Raw genomic sequence first — 22,645 nt, forward strand, 5'->3', positions numbered from 1 at the left:
GAAGCAAGTGCAACTAAAACGCCATCACCCCACCCTCTCCACCTGATCCGAGACGTGGAAATTCGTTCAATAATTCAAGGGCCTATCACGATAAAAAATAATCCCTGATGCGTTATTCATATATAAATAAACTTGTATCCATTCTGAAACAATTCTGTTGCCAAGCGAGTAAGTGGGGACTATGTTCTTACGGCGCTCGATAGGGAGCTAATCAGTTTAAGGTGTGCATGGATGCAAAAGTCGAAAGCCGTCAGTGCTGTCCGTTGTTCTATTAAACCTGCTGCAACAGGCGCTCTTTGCGCACTTTCCTTCACGTTTGGCTGTTCTGCCTACGCCGACTACGTCGAACAAGGCAGGTTGGGCGATGCTGCCAGTTGGCGGTCTGCCGAGTTCCAGAGCGACTGGGGACTTGGCCGTATTCAGGCCGAACAGGCATATGCCACAGGCATCACCGGCGCAGGCGTGAAGATCGGTGCGCTGGACTCTGGTTTTGACCCTTCCCACCCTGAAGCCAGTCCGTCGCGTTTTCATGCGGTGACCGCCAGCGGCACCTATGTCGATGGCTCGCCGTTCAGCGTTACCGGTGCCATCAACCCGAACAACGACACACACGGTACCCACGTGACCGGCACCATGGGCGCAGCCCGCGATGGCGTCGGCGTGCATGGCGTGGCGTACAACGCGCAGGTTTACGTCGGCAACACCAACAAGAACGACAGCTTTCTGTTCGGGCCGAGCCCGGACCCGCTTTATTTCCGAGCGGTGTATGGCGCGCTGGCCGATGCCGGTGTGCGCGTCATCAACAACAGCTGGGGCAGCCAGCCCTCCGACGTGACCTACGCCACCTACGATGGCATGCGTGCCGCCTATGCCCAGCACTACAACCGCGGAACCTGGCTGGACGAAGCGGCCAACGTCTCGCGCAAGGGCGTCATCAATGTGTTCAGCGCGGGCAACAGCGGGTATGCCAATGCCAGCGTGCGGGCCTCGCTACCGTATTTTCAACCCGATCTTGAAGGTCACTGGCTCGCCGTGTCGGGCCTGGACGACACCAACGGTCAACGTTACAACCAGTGCGGCATCTCCAAATACTGGTGTATCACCACGCCCGGACGTCTGATCAACGGCACCGTGCCGGGCGGTGGTTACGGGATCAAGTCCGGTACGTCGATGTCTGCGCCGCACGCCACAGGTGCGCTCGCGCTGGTGATGGAACGCTTCCCCTACATGAACAACGAGCAGGCGCTGCAGGTGCTGTTGACCACAGCGACCCAACTGGACGGTTCGGTCACCCAGGCACCCAACGGCAACGTGGGCTGGGGCGCGGCAAATCTGGAGCGGGCCATGCGCGGGCCGGGTCAGTTGCTCGGCACCTTCGATGCAACGCTGGGCGCAGGCCAGACCGATACCTGGAGCAACAACATTTCCGATCAGGCGCTGATCCAGCGTCAGGCCGAAGACCGCACCGAGCAAGCCACATGGCAACAGACGCTGGTCAGTAAAGGCTGGCAGAACGGCGTGGCCAGCACGGCCAGTCAGCAGGATCAGACCGATTATGCCGTCGGCACCGCACGGGCGGCCGCCGCTGCACAGCGCCAGTACCAGGGCAGCCTGATCAAGTCCGGCGCGGGCCAACTGATTCTCGACGGTGCCAACACGTATCGGGGTGACACGCTGGTCAATGGCGGACTGCTGTCCGTCAACGGCTCGTTGACCTCTGCCGTGCAGGTCAATGCTGGCGGCACATTGGGAGGTAACGGTCAGATCGGCGGGCTGACGGCTCGCAGCGGCGGCAGCGTTGCGCCGGGCAATTCCATCGGCACCTTGCAGGTCAACGGCGACGTGGTTTTCGAGCAGGGATCGACTTACGCGGTCGAGCTTTCGCCGACAGCCAGCGACCGTATCGTTGCCACCGGCAGTGCGAATGTGTCAGGCGCCAACATGACGCTGGCGCTGGATGAAACGCCCATCGCTCTGAGCGCCACCTCCGGCCAAACGCTGGAAGGTCGTCAGTTCAATGTGTTGCAGGCTGCCAACGGCGTCAGCGGCCAGTTTGGCAGTGTGTCGTCCAGCTATGCGTTTCTGGGTGGCCGACTCGATTACGCCGCCACCGGCATCGCTCTGAATATCGAACGCACCGCCGCGTTCGACAGCGTCGCGCAGACGCCCAATCAGGCCGCAGTTGCCACGGCTGCCGAGCTACTGGGCGCCGGAAACGCCGTTTACGAGAACCTGCTGCTCTCCCCCACTGCCGCGTCGGCACGCAACAGCTTCCAGCAGTTGTCCGGCGAGATTTACCCGGCGATCGCCACGGTGCTGATCAACGACAGTCGCCAGGTGCGTGATGCGGTTGGCGAGCGTCTGAACGCCAGCGTGTTCGGCACTGACGGCAATACCACGGCGCAGGACAATGTATGGCTCAAGGCGCTGGGCGCCTGGGGCAAGACCGATTCACGCGATGACACCGCTGGCTATACGACGTCTATTGTCGGTCTGCTGGCCGGTGTCGATGGCAACGTGGCCGACGACACCCGCCTGGGTCTGGTCGCAGGCTACAGCGACAGCTCGCTGAACATGGGTTCGGGCACACATTCACGTGCCTCGGTCGACAGCTACCATCTGGGCGCTTATGTCGGCCATGAAATCGGCGCGCTGCGTCTGACACTGGGCAGCGCTTACAGCTGGCACCGTATCGATGCCAAGCGTGATGTTCAGGTCGGCGGCGCAAGTGGCCGTGAGAAGACAAAACACGATGCAGAGACTGCGCAGGTGTTCACGGAAGCTGCGTATCGCATCCGCCTGCAGCCAGTGACGATTGAACCCTTCGCCAACCTTGCCTACGTGCATCTGGCCACTGACGGCTTCACCGAAAAAGGCGACGCAGCCGCCTTGTCGGCAGGCCGCGATAAACGCGATGCCGTACTGAGCACGCTCGGCGCACGCGCTTTGAAAACCATCTCCCTCACTGACCAGCAGAAACTCGAGCTGTCGGGCAGCCTCGGCTGGCAGCACAACCTGAGCGACACCGACTCGCAGCAACACCTGGCGTTCGCGTCCGGCGGCGCAAGCTTCGGTCTCGAAAGCTCACCGCTGGTGCGCGATGCGGCACTGGTCGGCGCCCACGCCAGTCTGGCGTTGAGCAAGGACGCCCGGGTGAGTCTGGATTACAGCGGCCAACTGGCCAGTCGTGAAAAAAACCACGGTGTCGGGCTGAGCCTCAACTGGCAGTTCTGATTCCGTAACGCCTCTCGCTTCAAAAAAGAACAACGCGCATGCACCTGCATGCGCGCGGGGTTTTGTGTGCGTCAACTAAGGACGGTAGTTTCATGAACGATGCGTTTATCACCCGACAGGTTTCTGTCACTTCTCTTCGTCAGTCCATCAGAGCGATCAACCGTGCCTCCTGCGGCGCACTGGGGGTCTACCTCGCGACCATGAGCGTTGCGCAGGCTGCGCCTTACGTCGAGGCCGGACAATCCGGCAATGCCGCCAGCTGGCGCAGTGCCGAATTCAACGCAGACTGGGGGCTGGGAGCCATCAATGCCGATCAGGCCTATGCGGCGGGCTATACCGGCAAGGACATCAAGCTGGGCATTTTCGACCAGCCGGTGTACGCCGCTCACCCGGAGTTCTCAGGCACCGGTAAGGTCATCAATCTGGTCACCAGCGGCATCCGCGAATACACCGACCCGTATATTCCGGTGAAGGCTGGCGATGCGTTTCGTTACGACGGCGCACCGACCCTGGACTCCGGAGGCAAACTGGGTAACCACGGCACGCACGTCGGCGGAATTGCGGGCGGTAGCCGCGATGGCGGGCCCATGCATGGCGTAGCCTTCAACGCACAGATCATCAGCGCCGACAATGGCGACCCGGGTCCAGAAGACGGCATCGTGCTCGGTAACGATGGCGCGGTCTATCAGGCCGGCTGGAATGCGCTGGTCGCCAGCGGCGCTCGTGTGATCAACAACAGCTGGGGCATCGGCATCACTGACCGCTTCGACCAGGGTGGCAAGGATCCCGCGTTTCCGCATTTCACCGTGCAGGACGCCCAGCTGCAGTTCGACCAGATCCGTCAGATCCTCGGCACGCGTCCGGGCGGCGCCTATCAGGGTGCAATCGATGCCGCACGCAGCGGCGTGGTGACGATCTTCGCAGCAGGCAACGATTACAACCTGAACAACCCCGACGCCATGGCCGGGCTTGGCTACTTTGTGCCGGAGATCGCGCCTAACTGGTTGACGGTCGCAGCGCTGCAGGTGAACCCGAACGCCGCCGCTGCGGTGAGTACGCCCTATACGCTCAGCACCTTCTCGTCACGCTGCGGCTACACCGCCAGCTTCTGCGTATCGGCACCGGGCACGCGCATTTTCAGTTCGGTGATCAACGGCAACAGCCTTGAAAACCTGACCACCGATTGGGCCAACAAGAACGGCACCTCCATGGCGGCCCCGCACGTGGCGGGCAGCATGGCCGTGTTGATGGAGCGCTTCCCTTACATGACCGGCGCGCAAGTGGCCGATGTACTGAAAACCACCGCCACGGACCTCGGCGCACCGGGCATCGACGCGCTGTACGGTTGGGGCATGATCAACCTGGGCAAGGCAATCAACGGCCCGAGCATGCTGGTCACCGAGGCGGATATTCCAGCCGAGTTCCGTATCGACGGCGCTTACGGCGACAGTCAGTTCGTCGTCGATCTTCCCGGCGTCGGCGCCGTGGTCGACGCGGGCAAACCCACCCAGCGCACCTGCAGCGGTCCGCAGTGCGGGCTGGATGTCTGGAGTAACGCCATTTCCGGGCATGGCGGCCTGACCAAACAAGGTATCGGCACGCTGATGCTGACCGGTGCCAACACCTACAGCGGGCCAACGCTGGTCAATCAGGGTCGCCTGGCCATCAACGGCTCACTGGCATCGGCGGTGACCGTCAATGACAGCGGCATACTGGGCGGCAATGGCAGCGTCGGCGCACTGACCGCAAATCGTGGCGGTACGGTCGCACCGGGCAACTCGATCGGCACGCTGCGAGTCGCGGGCGATCTGCTGCTGGCACCGGGCTCCACCTACGCGGTGGAACTGTCCCCGGCTGGCAGCGACCGACTCGTGGTCGGCGGTCAGGCTACGGTCACCGGTGCAACCATGGCGTTGGCACTGGAAACCGACCCGTCGCTGTTGAGCAGCAGCCAGACCAACAGCATCCTCAACCGGCCGTTCGATGTGCTGCAAGCAGCGGGAGGCGTTCAGGGTCAGTTTGGTTCGGTGCTGACCAACACTGCGTTTCTGAGCGGAAACCTGGCCTATACCGGCACTGGGATCACCCTGGCCGTCGAGCGTAACGGCAACAGCTTCGCCAGCGTTGCACAGACGTCCAATCAGCGCAGCGTTGCCTCGGCCATCGAGCAATTGAGCGCTGGTAACGCGGTGTATGAGAGTGTGGCGTTGAGCCCGGATACGGCCACGGCGCGTCGCGCGTTCACGCAGCTGTCGGGTGAAGTGCATCCGGCCATCGCGACCCAACTGATCAATGACAGTCGTCAGTTGCGTGATGCCGTGGGTGATCGTCTGCGGGTCGCGGGCCTGTACGACCAGCCGGCACCGGGCAGCGATGACAACAATGTCTGGGTCAAGGCACTGGGTGCCTGGGGCAAGAACAGCGGCAGCAGCGACGGTGCCAACTCGACGTCATCACTGGGCGGCTTGCTCGCGGGCGTCGACGGTCTGATCAGCGAGCACACGCGACTGGGCGCAATGGCCGGTTACAGCGATACGTCGTTGAGCCTGGGCGATGACACCCATTCGCGGGCATCGGCTGACAGCTACCATCTGGGTGCGTATATCGGGCACGAACAGGGTGCAATGCGTCTGACAGCGGGCGCGTCCCACAGCTGGCACCGGATCGACGTGAAGCGTGATCTGCAATTCGGTCCTTTCTCGGACCGTCAGAAGGTCAAGCGTGATGCGCAGTCCACTCAGGTCTTCACCGAAGCGGCGTATCGTCTGAACCTGCAACCGCTGGCCCTGGAGCCGTTCGCCAACCTGGCTTATGTGCACCTGGACAGCGACAGCTTCACCGAGAAAGGCGGTGCCACCGCGCTCAAGGGCGGTGACGATACGCGCGACACCGTGCTGTCCACGCTGGGTGTGCGCGCAGGCAACCGCTTCAACCTCAACGACACGCAGAAGCTGGACGTCTCGGCAACGCTGGGCTGGCAGCACAACCTGAGCGACACCTCCTCCGATCAACATCTGTCATTCGCCAGTGGCGTGAACACCTTCGCGGTGCAAAGCGTTTCGATGGACCGTGACGCTGCGGTCGTCGGTGCCCGCGCAAGTCTTGCACTGGGCAAGGATGCGCGGGTCAACCTGGACTACAACGGCCTGCTGGGTTCGCGTGACAAGACTCATGGCGTGGGCTTGTCGCTGGACTGGCAGTTCTGATTGATGCCTGGCTCATGAGGCACATCGTGAGGTTGTGAAACAACGCTACCTCCGTGGGAGGCGCCACGACCTCTTCGACGTAGCGCTGTCGCGCGGCAAACTTGGTGGGAGCGGACTTGTCCGCGAATGCAGTATTCAGCCACTGCATATGCGTCGGATGTACCGTCCTTTTCGCGGACAAACGGAACGCCGCCCGGTCCGCTCCCACAAAACCGCGTTTCTTCAGTGGCTTACAGGTTGTTTGATAAGAGGCGGCTTGCCGGCGATGAACGATGACGCGATTTTTCTGACAAACCGCGTCGACTGCATCGCCGGCAAGCCGCCTCCCACGGTCCGGTGTTTGCCACGCGATAGCGCTACGTCGGAGAGGTCGTGGCGCGTCCCACGACCCGCGATAACTCAGCCTATGCATCACACACTCTGAATTTTACCCGCTGCTCATTACCTCCCTCCTTTTCCTCGAAACACCCGCCTGCCCTGATTATTAGCCCACCCCAAGATGTGAAAATTTTGTTAAGTATTTGTCCGCGTAGGCTTTTTCCCACAGAAACAATCTGTCACACTAACGCGAATCGTTCTTATCAACATTATCATGCAGCCACGGAAGGCGTTCAGGGAGTGTCAGGTCATGTCGGGCCAGCAACTGCAAAGCCGTTTTCGTTTCACGCCATGCCTGTTGGCCATCGGCATCGGGATAGCGACCTCTCAGGTGGTCTTCGCTGCAGAAACTCAACCTGCGCAAGCGACCGGAACGCTGGAACTGGGCGCTACCGAAATCAGCGATGACCGTCTGGGCACGACCACGGAAGGCTCCGGCTCCTACACCACCGGCGTCATGCAGACCGCTACCAAACTGCCCCTGAGCATGCGCGAAACCCCACAAGCGGTGACGGTCATCACCCGCCAGCGCATGGACGACCAGGCCATGACCAGCGTCAACGACGTGGTCAGAAATACCCCCGGTCTGTTCCTCAGCCAGGCCAGCGGACCGGGCCGACAAACCTACACGTCCCGCGGCTTCGACATCGACAACATCATGTACGACGGCATCCCCGCCTCTTACTCAGGCTTCACGGCAGGCGTGCAGCCGAATCTGGCGATGTTCGACCGCGTCGAAGTGATTCGCGGCGCCACCGGTCTGATCACCGGCGCTGGCAATCCGTCGGCAGCCATCAATATGGTGCGCAAGCGTCCGACGGCAGAGCCACAGGTCACGCTCACCGGCAGTGCCGGAACCTGGGACAACTATCGCGGCGAGTTCGATGCGTCGAGCAAGCTGAACGATAGCGGTACGCTGCGCGGCCGCGTGGTCGGCTCCTATCAGGACGCCAACAGCTTTCGCGACAAGGAAGAGAGTGACCACGGTCTGTTTTACGGCGTGGTCGAAGCTGATCTGAGCGACGCCACGACCGCCACGCTGGGCTATTCGCGTCAGGAAGACGAGACCAACTTCTTCTGGGGCGGCCTGCCGCTGGGCACCGATGGTCACCACCTGGACCTGCCCCGCTCCACCTACCCCGGCTCCGACTGGGAAAAGAAGAAGCTGCAGATCGATACGGTCTTCGCCGAACTGGAACATCGCTTCGACAACGACTGGAAACTGCATCTGGCCGGCACCGCCTCTTCACTGGACGCCCTGTTCTCAGGCACCTACCTGTCGCGCTACAACGGTCCGTTGGAAACCACGGCGTATCAGTCGCGCCCCGAAGAAAAACAGACCGCCTTCGATGCCTTCGCCAGCGGCCCCTTCCAGGCACTGGGCCGCACCCACGAACTGGTCGTTGGCGCCAGTCGACGCGTCTATGACAAGGACAGCAAGGAATACAGCCCCTACGACACCGGCCTGCCGATTGCCGCGCCGAAGCCGAACTTCGTACGTGACGGCAACCTGCACAGCGTCGCCACTCAGGAAGGCGTCTATCTCACCACACGTCTGAGTCTGGCCGATCCATTGACGATGATTCTCGGCGGACGCCTCGATTGGTACGACTACGATGATCGCACCGGCGATGGCGACTACAAGGTCACCAAAAACGTGACGCGGTATGGCGGCCTGATCTACAAACTGGACGACACCTACTCGGTGTATGCCAGCTACACCGACATCTTCCAGCCACAGAGCTATCAGGACTTGTCCGGCGCGCAGCTCAAGCCCGTCGTCGGCGAGAACTATGAAGTCGGCATCAAGGGCGAGTACTTCAACGGCGCCCTAAACGCCAGCCTCGCGGTGTTCCGCACTGACCAGACCAATCTCGGAACCCAGACCTCGACTCAGGCAGGCTGCCCGGTGCTCACCTGCTACGACGCGTCAGGCCTGGTGCGCAGTCAGGGTATCGACATGGAGCTGCAGGGCGCACTGACCGAGAACTGGCAGGTGGGCGCTGGCTACACCTTCACCCGCGCCCATTACGTGAAGGATGCCGACCCGGCGAACAAGAACCAGCGCTTCGACACCGATACGCCTGAACACCTGTTCAAGGTGTCGACGATGTACCGCTTTCAAGGCCCTCTGGAGAGACTGCGCGTTGGTGGCAACGTCTACTGGCAGAGCCGCATGTACAACGACATCGCCCTCACCGACGGCAGCTATCGTCTGGAACAAGGCAGCTACGCCGTCGCCGACCTGATGGCCGGTTATCAGGTCAACAAGCATCTGGACCTGCAACTGAACGCCAACAACGTGTTCGACCGGGTCTACTACGCGGCGATTGGTACCAGTTCGGTGTGGGGTTCAACAGACACCTATGGCGATCCGCGCAACTTCACGTTGACGGCCAAATACACGTTCTGATTCACCCTGTTCCGGGCGGCCATGGATGGCCCATCACTGCTCGCGATAAGGCACCACCTCATCCGGCCCCAGATAGATTGGGACACGCCACCCCACATCACGCAGTGACCGCTGGACCTGATCTTCAACCCCCAGGAGCGACGCAAAGATCGCCATGCGCACGGCAATGCCGTTGTCCGTCTGCTTGAAGATGGCCAGCCGTGAGTCGAGATTCAGGTCGGTGCTCAGGTCGTTTGCATCGGGACGGGAGTCCCTTGGCAGCGGGTGCATGATCAGGGTATTGGCACCGCATACCGCGTTGACCAGCGCCTGATTGACCTGAAAGTCGGCACTGTAACCTTCCAGCGTTTCCTGTTCGGCGAAACGCTCTTTCTGAATGCGCGTTGCGTAAACCACGTCGGCCCCTTTCAAGCCGTTGGCGAGATCCTGGGTTTGCTCGACGCGATGCCCCTTGTCCGCCAGGTAGTGCAGCAGATGTTCTGGTAGCGCCAGCGTGGTGGGTGAAACCAGGGTAAAGGTCAGGTTGCGATAGAGCGCCAGCAGCTTGCTCAACGAGTGTACGGTTCGCCCATATTTCAGGTCACCGACGAAGGCGATATGTGCGCCATCGACCAGTTTGTCGAGCCGTGAAAATTCGCGCTGGATGGTGTAGAGGTCCAGCAGTGCCTGACTCGGATGTTCGCCCGGACCATCGCCCGCGTTGACCACCGGAACGTGAGTGGCTTCGGCGAACTCGGCGACCGCGCCCAGTTCGGGATGGCGCACGACGATGATGTCGGCGTAGCCGCTGATGACGCGGCTGGTGTCGGCGACAGACTCGCCTTTGGCCATTGATGAAAAGGTGAATCCGGTGGTATCGCAGACCGACCCGCCCAACCTGGCGAACGCCGAGGCGAAACTCAGTCGTGTGCGAGTGCTGGCCTCGAAAAACAGATTCGCCAGCACGGCCCCTTCAAGCACGCGAGTGGTTTTCTGGCGGCGGGCAACCGGCTGCATCATGTCGGCGATTCGCAGCAGTTCTTCCACCGACTCTCGGGTGTAGGTCTCGACCGAGAGCAGGTGCCGGGCAACTTCCTCGTTGCCGTGCGGCCGTGAGTCTGCGTGCTGCGCGGCAACTGCACTGCCCTTCAGAATCTCCAGAACAAAGCGTTGCGCGATGTCCGGCATCTTGCGCATTTCGGCGGATTCGTCAGGCAGCAGCCAACTGTCCAGCGCACGGCGTGAGACACCAAGACGCTGGGCAAGCCCGTCGCGGGTGAAATTGAGACGGCGCATGGCGTCGCGAAGGAAGACTTGTTGGGACATGAGGAAGACCGAGTCAGGTATACACACTGCGTATGCTCAACTTCTTACCAACACAAATCAAGCGTACATACGGCATATAGTCGGAAGCGTTGAGTACGCTGGACGCGGAGCGTCCCGAGAGGCATTCCCACGCGGAGCGTGAGGAACGATCACCTCAAACTGATCGTGTCCACGCTCCGCGTCGGCGTTATACACAAGTCCTCCTGGAGGAATACGACGATGATCGTTCCTACGCTCTGCGTGAGGAACGATCACGTCAAACTGATTGGCGACGCAGATGGATCGGTGATCAGCGCAAGACTTCAGACAGGAGAGATCGGCAACTCACGCTTGTGGGCGGTCTTGCGGTAAGCCGCTTCGATGATCGCCGCAGCCGACGCCGACACGTCCTTGCCCAGCAGGTAGTTGTCGATGTCGTCGTAGGTGCAGCCGTAGGCCACTTCGTCCAGCTTGCCCGGGGCCAGATCTTCAAGGTCGGCCGTCGGGGCTTTGCTGACAAGGTGGGCCGGAGCACCCAGCGCGCCTGCGATCAGACGGACCTGTCCTTTGGTGAGGCCACTCAGCGGTGCCAGGTCGCAGGCACCGTCCCCGAACTTGGTGAAGAACCCCATTACAGCTTCAGCGGCGTGGTCGGTCCCGACCACCAGACCTCCAACAAAGTTGGCAATCGCATACTGCGCCAGCATTCGGGTGCGGGCCTTGACGTTGCCCTTGGCGAAGTCGGTCAGCTCCGGGCTTGGCTTCAGACCTTCTATGGAGATTTCGCCCATCACGCTGTCGACCGCACCGGCGATGTTCACGCTGGTGATCAGGTCTGGCTGGATGAAACCGAGCGCCGCCTGAGCATCGTGTTCATCGGCCTGAGTCTTGTAAGGCAGCCGCACGGCGACGAACTTTACTGCGTGCCCAGCTGCTTTCAGTTCGTTGACGGCGAGCTGGCAAAGGCGTCCGGTCGTGGACGAGTCCACCCCGCCACTGATGCCCAGCACCAGCGCTTTCGCACCGGACTCGAGCAGCACGCCTTTGATAAAGCCGATGCGTCGGGCGATTTCGGCGTTCACGCTGTCAGCGTCGTTGATGCCTCGGTCAATGCCAAGGGCTGACTGGATCTCGGTTTGCAGACGGGTTTGCGTATTCATGATTTCACTCCTTGACCTGAAAAACCTGCTTGAGGTACGACAGAAACTCCGGCGATTCGCACTGGCTCTTGCCCGGCGCATCGGAAATCTTCGCCACCGGTTGACCCTGGCAGTTGACCATTTTCATCACGATGCTCAGCGGCTTCACGCCTTCGACGCCGTTGGTGAGGTCGGTGCCGATGCCGAACGAAACGTTGATGCGCCCCCGGAAGTGACGCAGGATCCGCAGCGCCTTGTCGCCCAGATTCAGGCCGTCGCTGAAGATCAGCGTCTTGGTCTGCGGGTCGATGCGCAGTGATTCGTAGTGCGCGATCATGCGGTCGCCCCACACCAGCGGATCGCCCGAGTCGTGACGGCAGCCGTCGAACAGCTTGGCGTAGTACGAATCGAAATCGCGCAGGAAGGCGTCCTGATTGATGCAGTCGGCCAGGGTCAGCCCCGGATCACCGCGGTACTCCTTGATCCAGCCATCGAGCGCCGCCTTCTGGCTGTCGACCAGACGCGGCCCCAGTTGCTGGTGCGCCTGAAACCATTCGTGAGCCTGCGTGCCCACGGCGCGGATATTGAATTCGCGGGCCAGTTGAATGTTGCTGGTGCCGACGAACTCACCGGGAAAGTCGCGCATCATGGTGCGCACGACTTCTTCCTGCGCCAGGTAGGAAATCCTGCGACGCGTACCGAAGTCAGCCACCTTGAACGCCGCCAGTTCTTCTGTCGTGGCGTTGGCTTTCAACCAGTCGAACTTCTTGTAGAGACTTTCACGCACCTGCTCCAGAGACAGATCCGGGTAGACATGGCGGTTACGGATCTCGCTGACGATGGCCAGAATCTTGACCTCGAACGGCGATACGCCAACCCACGGACCGCGTGCACGGATTTCCAGCTGACCGTCTTTCTCTCCGACTTTCACGAAGCGCGGCTTGAGCCGGAAGTCCTCCAGATAGTCGATGTAGTCGGTGCTGATGTAAGGAATGCCGCGCAGATGACGCAGCATGTCCTGACTGCTTTCCAGCTCCTGAAGCTGATCGACTGCCTCGCGGATTTCATTGATGTACGGCGTCAGATCGTCCTGGGAGCGAACCCGCAGCGCCCATTCGGTATCGGCGCTGGGATAGGCGTGATAGATCGCCTGACCCATCGACAGCTTGTACATGTCGTCGTCAGTCGGCGAACGAACAATCGGTTTGCTGAAGTCGTAAACACTTTCCATGTCTGTCTCCCAGGCCTCAGGCCAGTTCGGTCAATTCTTGCGGATTATTGGCAATCAGAATGCCGGCTTGCGCCATCTCGGACAGCGCCGCCAGCGAACCCTCTTCGCTGATGCCCCGGCAGGCAGGTACATAAAGCACCACGACAAATCCGGCTCTGGCCAATTGCAGGGCGGTGGTCTTGACGCAGAAGTCCAGCGCAAGGCCGCCAACGATCACGCGCTCGATGCCGTTGGCTTTCAGGTATTCGATAACGCCTGTAGACAGTTTTTCATCCAGATCATGCCAAACCGCTCCGTAAGGATGCAGATCCGGCTCTACGCCCTTCCAGACGAAGTAATCGTATTCGAGCGGTTGAGGCAACACATCCAGCAACTTGAAGCCTTCGGTGCCCGGTATGCAGTGACTCACCCAGGTCAGGTCGGCGTGCTTCAGCCCGGTTGGCTGGAGCATGCCTTCATGGGTTTCAACGATCCAGGGCGCATTCACCGCGTGGGCATCCTTGCTGCCCAGACGCAGGCGGGCAAGGGTCGCCATGAAGTTGAGCGCCTCACCAATCTGATCACCCCCGCTGACGGGCAGCTCGTCAGGGCACAACGGCGTGAAGCTTTTTTGGGCATCGACATCGAACGAAGCAGTCTTGATCTTGTTGGCATTCATGATGTGTTCCTCGTTTGCATGACCACAAAGTACACCTGATGTACTTTGCGGTCAACACTAATTTGAACCTGTTTTCAAATGAGCCTCACATATCTTTTCATGAAGGATGATCGTGTCCATGCCATGCAAAAAGCCGATTGATCATTAAGTACATCTAGTGTACTTTTTGACTCAAAGGAGAACGCCATGTTCGAGATCGCAGTCTATGGTGGAGCATTCAATCCACCCCACGCAGGCCATGCCAATGTCATGATTCACGCCTCCCGGCAGGCTAGGCTCACGATGGTGGTGCCGTCTTATCAGCATCCTTATGGCAAGGTCATGGTGGATTACGACCTTCGTCTTCAGTGGCTGCGCCTGATCACAGACAACGTCCGCAATCAATGCGGCGGTGAGCTGTCGGTCAGCGATATCGAACGCGAACTCTTCAGCCAGAGCCCGGGACCTGTCTACAGTTTCAACCTGCTGACCTGCCTTGCGAACACTACAGGCTGCGCGCCGAAAAGCATCGCACTGGTAGTCGGTCAGGACGTGGCTGACGCCCTGCCCGGCTTTTACCTGGGACCCGAGCTGCTTGAAACCTTCTCGGTGATCATCGCCCCCGAACAGATTGGCGTACGCAGCACTGCCTTACGCAAGCAACTGCTTGATGGGGCCCCACTCCCCACTCACTGGATTGCGCCGGGTCTTGATCCGGTAAACTACGATATTTACGCATCAGGTGCCGTTTGACATGAGCCAGACCGAACACGACACCCCGCCGAAAATGGACTATCTGCACACCATCGACCTCGTGGTCCTACGCTACTGTCGCAAGACCCTGGCGCTCGAAGTTTTGCTGCACAAACGCCCCAACGAACCTTTCGCGGAAAGCTGGGCGCTGCCAGGCCTGGTACTCAATGGCGAAGTGCGCGATGTGTCGATGGACGCCGGGGTGAAGCGCCTGATCGAGTCGGAAAAGATCGGCGTCAAGCTTGGCTATATCGAGCAGGTCGGCACCGTGGGCAATGCGTTTCGTGATCCCAGATGCTGGTCGTCTTCGACCTTCTACCTCGCCATTCTGGATCAGGAAGCCCATCTGAACGAGCGACAGAAATTCGTGCCGCTTCAGGCGCTGTTGAGCCGCGAAAGCCTGCTGCCCTTCGACCACAACGACCTCATCGACCAGACCGCTGAACGTTTGTATTCGAAGTCGCTCTACTCCAGCCTACCCCTGCTGTTTCTGGGGAGTGAATTCAGCGCGCCGGAAGCGACCGCCATTTACTCAGTGGCACTGGGTCGACCGGTCCTCAAGTCGAGCATGCGCCAGCGGCTGATCAAGCTGACGGAAGAAGGCTACATAAAGGAAACCGGGCGCAAGAAGTCCGGCGAAGGCATCAAGGCCCAGGCCACGGTCGAGAACCTCAAGCCTGGCAGAATCTTCTACTTTGATCGTTCGTTTGCCTGAAAAGACATGATGAGCCAGCCAAGGACATGCACATGAGCGCACCCACGAAAGAACCCGTTGTCACCACCCTGTTGAGCACCCGGTTCTTCGACGTTATCGACGTCAATGACGGAACCCGGCCCGAAGGCCAGGGCTACAAGATCATCAAAGAGCCCAATCCAATCAACGGCGTAGTGGTTGTGCCCGTTCTGCCGGACGGCCGTGTGGTGCTCGCGTCGCTGATGCGTCGCGCCATCGGCCAGATGTCCATCGAGTTCCCGCGCGGCAAGATCGACGATGGAGAAACGGCTGTCGAAGCTGCCGTACGCGAGCTGCTTGAGGAGACCGGCATGGTGGCCCTGAAAACCACCGAGATCGGCAAGCTGCACAGCAACACTTCACTGCTGGCCAGCGCCGTGTCGGTATGCATCGTCGAGGTGTCGGGCGACGTCAGCGGAGAAACCGACGGAGAGGTGGATAACATCATGATCAAGAGCCTCAAAGACGTTCAGCACATGATCCTCAGAGGCGAAATCACCGATGGCCACACGCTGTCAGCCTTGACCCTGCTGAGCTGCCACGCCGATACCTGATGATTACCCTTTCGCTGCATTTCCGGATCCTGCCTGAATGAAAGCACCTCAACATCTGCGCCTTGTCCTCGGCGATCAGCTGTCTTTCGACCTGGCGTCGCTGCAGGATCTGAACGCAGAATGCGACACGGTTCTGCTGGTCGAAGTGATGGAAGAAGCCACCCATGTGCCGCATCACCCGCAAAAGATCATCCTGATCTTCAGCGCCATGCGCCACTTCGCAGACAGCCTGCGCGAACGCGGCTTTCAGGTGCAGTACGTCGCCCTCGATGATCCGGACAACACAGGCTCGGTGCCCGGCGAGCTGCGCCGCTGGCAGTCGCTGTTGCAGGCTGACGAAGTGCACATCACCGAATGCGGCGACTGGCGTCTGGAGCAGTCGATCAGGGACACGGACCTGCCGATCCAGTGGCATGCCGATGGCCGCTTCCTGTGTTCGCGCAACGAATTCTCGAACTGGGCGCAGGGCAAGAAGCAGTTGCGCATGGAATTCTTTTACCGCGAAATGCGCCGCAAGAGCGGGCTGCTGCTCAATGGCGACGGCACACCGGTGGGCGGCGCCTGGAACTTCGACGTCGAAAACCGCAAGGCGCTGCCCAAAGGCGTCACCGCCCCCTACCCCGCACGCTTCGCGCCAGACGTCATCACCCGGCAGGTCATGACACTGGTGAAAGAGCGCTTCGCCAGCCACTACGGCGCTGTGGACACGTTCGATTACCCGGTCACCCACGCCGATGCCCAAGCGCTCTGGGCGTACTTTCTGGATTTCGGTCTGGCCGCCTTCGGTGACTATCAGGATGCCATGGCCAGCAACGAGCCGTTCCTGTTCCATGCCCGCATCAGCGCCGCCCTGAACATCGGTCTACTGGATCTGCGTCAGGTGTGCAGCGATGTGGAAGCCGCTTACTGGTCGGGGCAGATTGCCCTGAATGCCGCCGAGGGCTTCATTCGTCAGTTGATCGGCTGGCGCGAGTATGTGCGCGGCGTGTACTGGCTGAGAATGCCGGAATACGCCACCGGCAACCGGTTCGGCAACACCCGACCGCTTCCAGAGTTCTACTGGACCGGTGACACGAAGATGAACTGCATGCGTCAGGCCATCGGCCAAAGCCTGGAATACGCCTACGCGCACCACATTCAACGCTTGATGGTGACCGGCAACTTCGCCCTGCTCGCCGGCATCGCACCGACTGAAATCTGCGAGTGGTATCTGGCGATCTACATGGACGCCTTCGACTGGGTCGAACTGCCCAACACGCTGGGCATGGTCATGCACGCCGACGGCGGGTATCTGGGCTCCAAGCCCTACTGCGCCAGCGGCCAGTACATCAAGCGCATGTCCAATTACTGCCGCGACTGCCACTATAAAGTGAGCGAAAGCACCACCGAAGACGCCTGCCCGTTCAACGCGCTGTACTGGCATTTCCTGATGCGCCACGGCGACCTGCTGCGCAGCAATCAACGCCTGGGGATGGTGTACAAAAACCTCGACCGTATGAACGACGCCAAGCTGGACGCCCTTTGGAATCGAGGCCAGACGCTGCTCGCCAGACTGGACGCCGGGGAGTCGATTTGAAAAAGAGCGAGCTTCCAATCAAGACCTGCGTCGTGTGCGGGCTGCCGTTCACTTGGCGGAAAAAATGGGCGCGCTGTTGGGATGAGGTGCGCTACTGCTCGGAGCGCTGTCGACGGCACAAAGCGAAACCTGCCTCGACGGACTGATGAAGATCAGATTGAACCGTCTGGTACAAAGTGGTTCAGAACCTCCATGACTGATCATTCATTCACAGGAGAAACCCCATGACCCAGACCGCTCTGGTTGTTGGCGCAAGTGGCATTGTCGGCAGCGCAATCACGCAATTGTTGCTGGAAAACAATTGGCAGGTTGCCGCCCTCTCCCGTAGCCCTTCTTCCGTGCCCGGCGTGATTCCGGTGGCTGCCGACCTTCAGGATCCGGCGTCGCTGAACGCAGCATTGAAAGACCTCAAACCAACTCACATATTCATCACCACCTGGTCGCGTCAGGCCACCGAAGCCGAGAACATCCGCGTCAACGCAGCCATGGTGCGTAACGTGCTGGACGCCGTCCGCCCGGCCAAAAGCGTGCAGCACGTGGCGCTGGTGACCGGCCTCAAACACTACCTCGGCCCGTTCGAAGCCTATGGCAAAGGCACGCTGCCCCAGACACCGTTCAGGGAAACCCAGCCGCGCCTCGATATCGAGAATTTCTATTACGCGCAGGAAGATGAGGTCTACGCCGCTGCCAAAAAAGACGGCTTCACCTGGAGCGTGCATCGTCCGCACACCGTGACCGGTGTGGCAGTCGGCAACGCGATGAACATGGCGACCACCCTCGCCGTCTACGCGACCATCTGCAAGGCCACAGGCCGTCCGTTCGTGTTCCCTGGCTCGCGCGTCCAGTGGGACAGCCTCACCGACATGACCGACGCCCGCCAACTCGCTCAGCAACAGTTGTGGGCAGCGACAACGCCTGAAGCAGCCAATCAAGCGTTCAACATCACCAACGGTGACGTGTTCCGCTGGAGCTGGATGTGGGGCCAGATCGCCGACTACTTCGGCCTGCAGGCAGCTGACTTCCCTGCGCAGCCCGCGCCGCTGGAAGAGCAGATGGCTGACGATCAGAAGGCCTGGACCGACATCGTCGGCAAACACCAACTCAAGGAAGGCGATATCAATCGCCTGATCTCACCGTGGCACACCGATGCCGACTTGGGTCGTCCGATTGAAGTCGTTACCGACATGTCGAAAAGCCGCAAACTGGGCTTCACAGCGTTCAAGGCAAGTGATGATGCGTTTTTCGAAGTGTTTGAAAAACTGCGTCGCGAGCGTTTGATTCCTTGAATCATCGCGCATAATCGGAGCCGGCCGGGATGACCCGGCCGGTCCCACGCATTGACAGGTAACCCTCATGAGAATGCTTGTAGCCGCCGCCTTTGCGACACTGAGCCTGAGCGCTCTTGCAGCTCAACCCGTACCGACTCTGTCAGGCTGCAACCTTGTCGAGCAGCGTGCACTTGAAGGCAGGACCGGTGGCTCGATCACCGACAAAAACGAAGCACATGTTTCGACACGAGCCAGTGTGTTGCAGGCGGACATCGGTAGCCTGTACAGAGCAGGACATCTGCCGCAAAAGCAGGCTGACCAGTTGTACAACCGCATCGAGAAAATCCGCTCCGACAGCGCAGGTTTCGTGAAGACCCAGGGCTTCCTCAGTGCCGGAGAGCGCGCCAGCTACGACCGCGAGCTGGATGCGATAGCGGGCAGTATCTGCAAACCTTGAACGCGACCTAACCTTTTGCTTCCTGCTTGCGCTTGCGAAACTCGGCCACCTTGTGACGATTGCCGCACAGCGCCATGCTGCACCAGCGACGTTTGTGCGATTTGGTGCGGTCGTAAAACATGAGCGAGCACTCATGACTTTCACACTTGCGCAGCAGCGATGAGTCCCCTTCAGCCAGCAATTGCGCGGCCCCGAAAGCGATCTCGGCTACAACACGATCCGTGGCATTCGGCTGAGAGAAACGGTCCAGCTCAGGCGCCTTTGAAGGCTCCCACGCCAACTGCGGAACAGCCCTGAGCAGAAAGGCATTCAACCGTGACGGATCCGCAACGCTGTTCTCCAGACGCGCCTGAACAAGCTGCTCGATGCTCTCGCGCAATTCTCGCAGCTCATCGAGCAAGCGTTCATCAAACGGATCACTTCCCAGACCAATCTGTTCAAGCCATTGAGTCGCAGACGCGTGACTGGTCAGCAGATCGCGGCGCTGCCCATCAACCATCATTCGGGTGTTGAGCAGATCCAGCGCGGGGTGGTCGGCGAGTATCAAAGGGGCCGGAAGCTGGGCGGTCGAGCTGGAGGGGGTCATTACAGTACTCCTGAAATTCTGGCGGCTATTGTAACCGATAAACTCTATTTGAATAGTTACCAAAGCACAGTTCATCCTGTCTTGGGTGGCCGTTCCAACACTTCAAAAAATGCCGCATGGCCAACAGGCACAAGCTGTCTCCAATCAAACACTTTGTCATTTACTGAAAATGCACGCCCGTCTGCTTCTGCCCAAAGGGCGTGGGAGCTCTCGGAGGTTACGACGGCAGCGATGGGCTGCGCAGCGGCCCCAGATTGCATCTGACACACCGCGCGTGCAGATTTTGCTGGCGGTTCCCGGCAGATCGCCGGCAAGCCGCCTCCCACAGACGGGTATTCGCTGCTGGAAAGCGGCGTGACGGATATCGCTTCATGCTTCGACATCAACCAACCGCTCTACCACAAGGCTGCCACCCATTTCCGGTGCCATTGATCCTTCAACACATTTCGACATGAAAACTCACTGAACTATCGCTTTGGCGGCACGATCCTTTCCTATGCGCAGTCAACGCGACCCCGGCGGCCGGTAAATTCGTGCCGTGACCTGGCCGGGCATCGCTGAACGATAAGGAGCCGCTATGACCGTTACCGCCCATCCCGCTTACCGAAGGACACCAGGCCCGCTTTACGCGATCCTGCTGGCCGGGACCGTGCCGTTGTTTCTTGGTGCATTGTTGAGTGACATTGCCTACTACCAGACCTTCCAGATCCAGTGGGCCAATTTCGCCGCCTGGCTGATCGCCGGGGCGCTGGTGTTCTGTGGTTTTGCGCTGTTGTTCGCGCTGGTGAATCTGGTCCGCGCCGAGCACAAAGCCGGGCGTCCGGTGCTGTATTTCCTGCTGTTGCTGATCACTTGGGTGCTGGGGCTGGTCAATGCGTTCGAGCACGCCAAGGACGCTTGGGCTGTCATGCCTTCGGGCCTGGTGCTTTCAGTCATCGTGACCCTGCTGGCTGTCGTGGCCGCCTGGATCGGACTGACCAACCTGCGTTCGGGAGATGAGCAATGAAACCTCAAATCGCACTGACAGCCTTGAGCATGGCGCTGCTTCTGAGCGCCTGTGGCGGTGAGCCGGACAGCACTCAGGCGCGCGGCCCGGACCCTAAACTGCCGGAACCGCAACGCGGCCTGCTGCCGAGCATGAAGATTGCCGAGCCCGTGGCCTGGGGCGACCAAAAGCCGACCGTACCTGAAGGATTCAAGATCACCGCGATTGCGACCGACTTGCGCATCCCGCGTCAGACCCTGGTCCTGCCCAACGGTGACATTATCGTGGCCGAAGGCCGCGGTGGCAGCGCTGCCAAGCTCAAGCCGAAGGATGTTATCGCCAGCGTGATCAAGGCCGAGGGCAACACCAAGGTCAAAGGCGGCAACCGTCTGACATTGCTGCGTGACGCTGACGGCGACGGCACCTACGAAACCAAGACCGTGTTCGCCGAAAACCTCAACGCGCCTTACGGCCTCGCGTTTGCCGATGGCAAGTTGTACGTGGCCAATCAGGACGCGCTGGTGCGTTTCGATTATCAGGAAGGACAGACCCAGGCCAGCGGCGCGCCGACCAAAGTCACCGACCTGCCCTCAGCCATCAACCATCACTGGACCAAGGCGCTGACCGTCAGCCCGGATGGCCGTTTCCTGTACGTCGGCATCGGCTCCAACAGCAACGTCACCGAACGCGGCATGGAAGTCGAGATCGATCGTGCGATGGTGTGGCAGATCGATGCTGCGACGGGCGCGCACAAGCCTTACGCCACCGGCATTCGCAACCCGACAGCGCTGACCATCCAGCCTGAAACCGGACAGTTGTGGGCCGTGGTCAACGAGCGGGACGAACTGGGTCCGGATCTGGTGCCGGACTATCTGAGTTCGGTGAAAGAAGGCGGCTTCTATGGCTGGCCTTACAGCTACTGGGGCCAGAATGTCGATACCCGCGCCCAGCCGCAAAATCCGGAGAAAGTCGCCGCCGCGATCAAACCGGACTATAGCCTTGGCTCGCACGTAGCCGCACTGGGCGTGGATTTCTCCATCCCGGAAATGGGCGACAAGTTTGCCAATGGCGTTTTTGTTGGCGAACACGGCAGCTGGAACCGCGACAATCCGGTCGGCTACAAAGTGATCTTCGTACCGTTCAGCAATGGCAAGCCTTCGGGCGAACCGCTGGACTTCGCAACGGGTTTCCGTGGCGACGATGGCAAGACCCGAGGCCGCCCGGTCGGTGTGACGGTCGACCCGAAAGGTGCGCTGATCATTGCGGACGACCTGGCCAACACCGTGTGGCGAGTGACGCGTAACCAGTAACCCTCAACGCTTCGGGCCGCTTGAGTTCAAGCGGCTCGAAGACTGTCACCGTTCACAATAACCTCCCCTCGCCTGTCACTAAGATCAATGCGGCTTGATGCCCGCAAGCATCGTCAGCACCTCGTCGAACGACCCGTTCGCCTCGGCAAACCGCAGCCCCTTGGCTCGCTCGACAACCAGCTCGGATGGCGTTGGCTTGATCTCGAGCAGACCGAATATCTCGTCCAGAAACTCTTCCAGCGGCATGGCGCGTTCGTCATTTTCCTGACCGAGCAGCGACGTGCGCACGCCCGGTGGCGCCAGCTCGATGACTTCCACAGAAGAGTCCGCCAGTTGCACGCGCAGGCTTTGCGTGAACGAATGAACGGCCGCCTTGGTTGCACTGTAGGTCGCGGTTGCTGGCAGCGGTACGAAGGCCAATGCCGAGCTGACGTTGATGATGGTGGCGTGAGGTTGCTTGAGCAGCCGGGGCGTCAGTGCGTACACCATGCGAATCGTGCCGAGCAGGTTGGTGGTCACGATGTTTTCGGCCGTGCCGAGGTACGCAGGGTCGGTCAAGTCTTCCCAGTGCATGATACCTGCGCTGTTGATCAGCACGTTGAGGTCCGGATGGCTGCTTGCGAGCACGTCGGTAGCCTGTTGAATCGACTCGGGACTGCTGACGTCCAGCACCACCGAATCGATGCCGGGATGTTGCGAGGTAATCTGGTCGAGAATTTCTTTGCGTCGCCCGGCAACGATGACCTTGTTGCCCGCCTCGTGCAGCCGAAGCGCCAGCCCCAGGCCAATACCTGACGTACTGCCTGTGACCAGAATCGTGTTACCTGTACCGTTCATAGTAAACTCCGTCATCGCCATAAGCGGACAAATGTCCGCTTTAGCAAACTACCGGACAGTTGTC

General features: G+C 60.2%; 18 protein-coding genes. 12 read left to right on the forward strand and 6 right to left on the reverse strand.

Going from position 1 to position 22,645, the window contains the following annotated elements; translation table 11 throughout:
• The first annotated feature begins 231 nt into the window (after positions 1-231).
• The 3 genes from eprS to CFBP1590_RS18140 all read left to right on the forward strand — a co-directional run bounded on the left by eprS (position 232) and on the right by CFBP1590_RS18140 (position 9,231).
• The gene (eprS, locus tag CFBP1590_RS18130) at positions 232-3,234 is read left to right on the forward strand and encodes an autotransporter serine peptidase EprS (RefSeq protein WP_088235667.1); all 3,003 of its coding nucleotides are present in this window, start codon (positions 232-234) and stop codon (positions 3,232-3,234) included.
• Between the two features lie 92 nt (positions 3,235-3,326).
• On the forward strand, positions 3,327-6,440 hold the full coding sequence (locus CFBP1590_RS18135) for an autotransporter domain-containing protein (RefSeq protein ID WP_088235668.1): 3,114 nt from the start codon (positions 3,327-3,329) through the stop codon (positions 6,438-6,440).
• Positions 6,441-7,068: 628 nt separating this feature from the next.
• Positions 7,069-9,231 carry a TonB-dependent siderophore receptor gene (locus CFBP1590_RS18140; RefSeq protein WP_004882883.1) on the forward strand — a complete coding sequence of 721 codons (2,163 nt, stop codon included), beginning with the start codon at positions 7,069-7,071 and terminating at the stop codon, positions 9,229-9,231.
• A 33-nt stretch (positions 9,232-9,264) separates the two neighbouring features.
• Here the strand turns inward: CFBP1590_RS18140 and CFBP1590_RS18145 are convergent, their stop codons facing one another.
• From CFBP1590_RS18145 to CFBP1590_RS18160, 4 genes are all read right to left on the reverse strand, one after another.
• Positions 9,265-10,536 carry an aspartate carbamoyltransferase gene (locus CFBP1590_RS18145; RefSeq protein WP_058430630.1) on the reverse strand — a complete coding sequence of 424 codons (1,272 nt, stop codon included), beginning with the start codon at positions 10,534-10,536 and terminating at the stop codon, positions 9,265-9,267.
• 302 nt (positions 10,537-10,838) lie between these two features.
• A complete protein-coding gene (gene nadE / locus CFBP1590_RS18150; protein WP_069144522.1) occupies positions 10,839-11,675 on the reverse strand; it encodes an NAD(+) synthase in 837 nt (278 codons plus the stop codon).
• A 4-nt stretch (positions 11,676-11,679) separates the two neighbouring features.
• Positions 11,680-12,885: a nicotinate phosphoribosyltransferase gene (gene pncB, locus CFBP1590_RS18155; RefSeq protein ID WP_004882887.1), complete on the reverse strand. Its 1,206-nt coding sequence runs from the start codon at positions 12,883-12,885 to the stop codon at positions 11,680-11,682.
• Positions 12,886-12,901: 16 nt separating this feature from the next.
• The gene (locus CFBP1590_RS18160) at positions 12,902-13,543 is read right to left on the reverse strand and encodes a nicotinamidase (protein WP_029242511.1); all 642 of its coding nucleotides are present in this window, start codon (positions 13,541-13,543) and stop codon (positions 12,902-12,904) included.
• 186 nt (positions 13,544-13,729) lie between these two features.
• On the opposite strand from CFBP1590_RS18160, the gene CFBP1590_RS18165 reads away from it, so the two are divergent.
• The 7 genes from CFBP1590_RS18165 (at position 13,730) to CFBP1590_RS18195 (ending at position 18,863) form a co-directional block, all read left to right on the forward strand.
• Positions 13,730-14,275 (forward strand): adenylyltransferase/cytidyltransferase family protein, encoded by a 546-nt coding sequence (locus CFBP1590_RS18165; protein WP_088235669.1) that lies wholly within the window; start codon positions 13,730-13,732, stop codon positions 14,273-14,275.
• Between the two features lies 1 nt (position 14,276).
• Positions 14,277-14,990, forward strand: coding sequence for an NUDIX hydrolase (locus CFBP1590_RS18170; RefSeq protein ID WP_088235670.1), 714 nt, complete (start codon positions 14,277-14,279; stop codon positions 14,988-14,990).
• 32 nt (positions 14,991-15,022) lie between these two features.
• A complete protein-coding gene (locus tag CFBP1590_RS18175; RefSeq protein ID WP_088235671.1) occupies positions 15,023-15,562 on the forward strand; it encodes an NUDIX hydrolase in 540 nt (179 codons plus the stop codon).
• Between the two features lie 37 nt (positions 15,563-15,599).
• Positions 15,600-17,138: a cryptochrome/photolyase family protein gene (locus CFBP1590_RS18180; protein ID WP_088235672.1), complete on the forward strand. Its 1,539-nt coding sequence runs from the start codon at positions 15,600-15,602 to the stop codon at positions 17,136-17,138.
• Positions 17,135-17,284 (forward strand): DUF2256 domain-containing protein, encoded by a 150-nt coding sequence (locus CFBP1590_RS18185; RefSeq protein ID WP_088235673.1) that lies wholly within the window; start codon positions 17,135-17,137, stop codon positions 17,282-17,284. Before CFBP1590_RS18180 ends, CFBP1590_RS18185 begins: the two co-directional genes overlap by 4 nt.
• A gap of 78 nt (positions 17,285-17,362) precedes the next feature.
• Positions 17,363-18,424: an SDR family oxidoreductase gene (locus tag CFBP1590_RS18190; protein WP_088235674.1), complete on the forward strand. Its 1,062-nt coding sequence runs from the start codon at positions 17,363-17,365 to the stop codon at positions 18,422-18,424.
• A 67-nt stretch (positions 18,425-18,491) separates the two neighbouring features.
• Entirely contained in the window at positions 18,492-18,863 is a 372-nt protein-coding gene (locus CFBP1590_RS18195) for a hypothetical protein (protein ID WP_127051623.1), read from the forward strand.
• 7 nt (positions 18,864-18,870) lie between these two features.
• Here CFBP1590_RS18195 and CFBP1590_RS18200 read toward each other — a convergent pair whose 3' ends face one another.
• Positions 18,871-19,449, reverse strand: a complete 579-nt coding sequence (locus CFBP1590_RS18200) for a CGNR zinc finger domain-containing protein (protein ID WP_088235676.1) — start codon at positions 19,447-19,449, stop codon at positions 18,871-18,873.
• 577 nt (positions 19,450-20,026) lie between these two features.
• Here CFBP1590_RS18200 and CFBP1590_RS18205 point away from each other — a divergent pair.
• The gene (locus CFBP1590_RS18205; RefSeq protein ID WP_088235677.1) at positions 20,027-20,455 is read left to right on the forward strand and encodes a DUF2231 domain-containing protein; all 429 of its coding nucleotides are present in this window, start codon (positions 20,027-20,029) and stop codon (positions 20,453-20,455) included.
• Positions 20,452-21,744, forward strand: a complete 1,293-nt coding sequence (locus CFBP1590_RS18210) for a PQQ-dependent sugar dehydrogenase (protein ID WP_057410029.1) — start codon at positions 20,452-20,454, stop codon at positions 21,742-21,744. Before CFBP1590_RS18205 ends, CFBP1590_RS18210 begins: the two co-directional genes overlap by 4 nt.
• Positions 21,745-21,828: 84 nt before the next feature.
• On the opposite strand, the gene CFBP1590_RS18215 is transcribed toward CFBP1590_RS18210, so the two are convergent.
• Positions 21,829-22,581, reverse strand: a complete 753-nt coding sequence (locus CFBP1590_RS18215) for an SDR family oxidoreductase (protein ID WP_088235678.1) — start codon at positions 22,579-22,581, stop codon at positions 21,829-21,831.
• Positions 22,582-22,645 lie beyond the last annotated feature (64 nt).

The sequence above is a fragment of the Pseudomonas viridiflava genome, from assembly GCF_900184295.1.
GTDB classification, from domain to species: Bacteria; Pseudomonadota; Gammaproteobacteria; order Pseudomonadales; family Pseudomonadaceae; genus Aquipseudomonas; species Aquipseudomonas viridiflava.

Coding starts and splice junctions, on each gene's coding strand:
- eprS (WP_088235667.1), top strand. CDS start 232: ATGCAAAAGTCGAAAGCCGTCAGTGCTGTCCGTTGTTCTATTAAACCT.
- CFBP1590_RS18135 (WP_088235668.1), top strand. CDS start 3,327: ATGAACGATGCGTTTATCACCCGACAGGTTTCTGTCACTTCTCTTCGT.
- CFBP1590_RS18140 (WP_004882883.1), top strand. CDS start 7,069: ATGTCGGGCCAGCAACTGCAAAGCCGTTTTCGTTTCACGCCATGCCTG.
- CFBP1590_RS18145 (WP_058430630.1), bottom strand. CDS start 10,536: ATGTCCCAACAAGTCTTCCTTCGCGACGCCATGCGCCGTCTCAATTTC.
- nadE (WP_069144522.1), bottom strand. CDS start 11,675: ATGAATACGCAAACCCGTCTGCAAACCGAGATCCAGTCAGCCCTTGGC.
- pncB (WP_004882887.1), bottom strand. CDS start 12,885: ATGGAAAGTGTTTACGACTTCAGCAAACCGATTGTTCGTTCGCCGACT.
- CFBP1590_RS18160 (WP_029242511.1), bottom strand. CDS start 13,543: ATGAATGCCAACAAGATCAAGACTGCTTCGTTCGATGTCGATGCCCAA.
- CFBP1590_RS18165 (WP_088235669.1), top strand. CDS start 13,730: ATGTTCGAGATCGCAGTCTATGGTGGAGCATTCAATCCACCCCACGCA.
- CFBP1590_RS18170 (WP_088235670.1), top strand. CDS start 14,277: ATGAGCCAGACCGAACACGACACCCCGCCGAAAATGGACTATCTGCAC.
- CFBP1590_RS18175 (WP_088235671.1), top strand. CDS start 15,023: ATGAGCGCACCCACGAAAGAACCCGTTGTCACCACCCTGTTGAGCACC.
- CFBP1590_RS18180 (WP_088235672.1), top strand. CDS start 15,600: ATGAAAGCACCTCAACATCTGCGCCTTGTCCTCGGCGATCAGCTGTCT.
- CFBP1590_RS18190 (WP_088235674.1), top strand. CDS start 17,363: ATGACCCAGACCGCTCTGGTTGTTGGCGCAAGTGGCATTGTCGGCAGC.
- CFBP1590_RS18195 (WP_127051623.1), top strand. CDS start 18,492: ATGAGAATGCTTGTAGCCGCCGCCTTTGCGACACTGAGCCTGAGCGCT.
- CFBP1590_RS18200 (WP_088235676.1), bottom strand. CDS start 19,449: ATGACCCCCTCCAGCTCGACCGCCCAGCTTCCGGCCCCTTTGATACTC.
- CFBP1590_RS18205 (WP_088235677.1), top strand. CDS start 20,027: ATGACCGTTACCGCCCATCCCGCTTACCGAAGGACACCAGGCCCGCTT.
- CFBP1590_RS18210 (WP_057410029.1), top strand. CDS start 20,452: ATGAAACCTCAAATCGCACTGACAGCCTTGAGCATGGCGCTGCTTCTG.
- CFBP1590_RS18215 (WP_088235678.1), bottom strand. CDS start 22,581: ATGAACGGTACAGGTAACACGATTCTGGTCACAGGCAGTACGTCAGGT.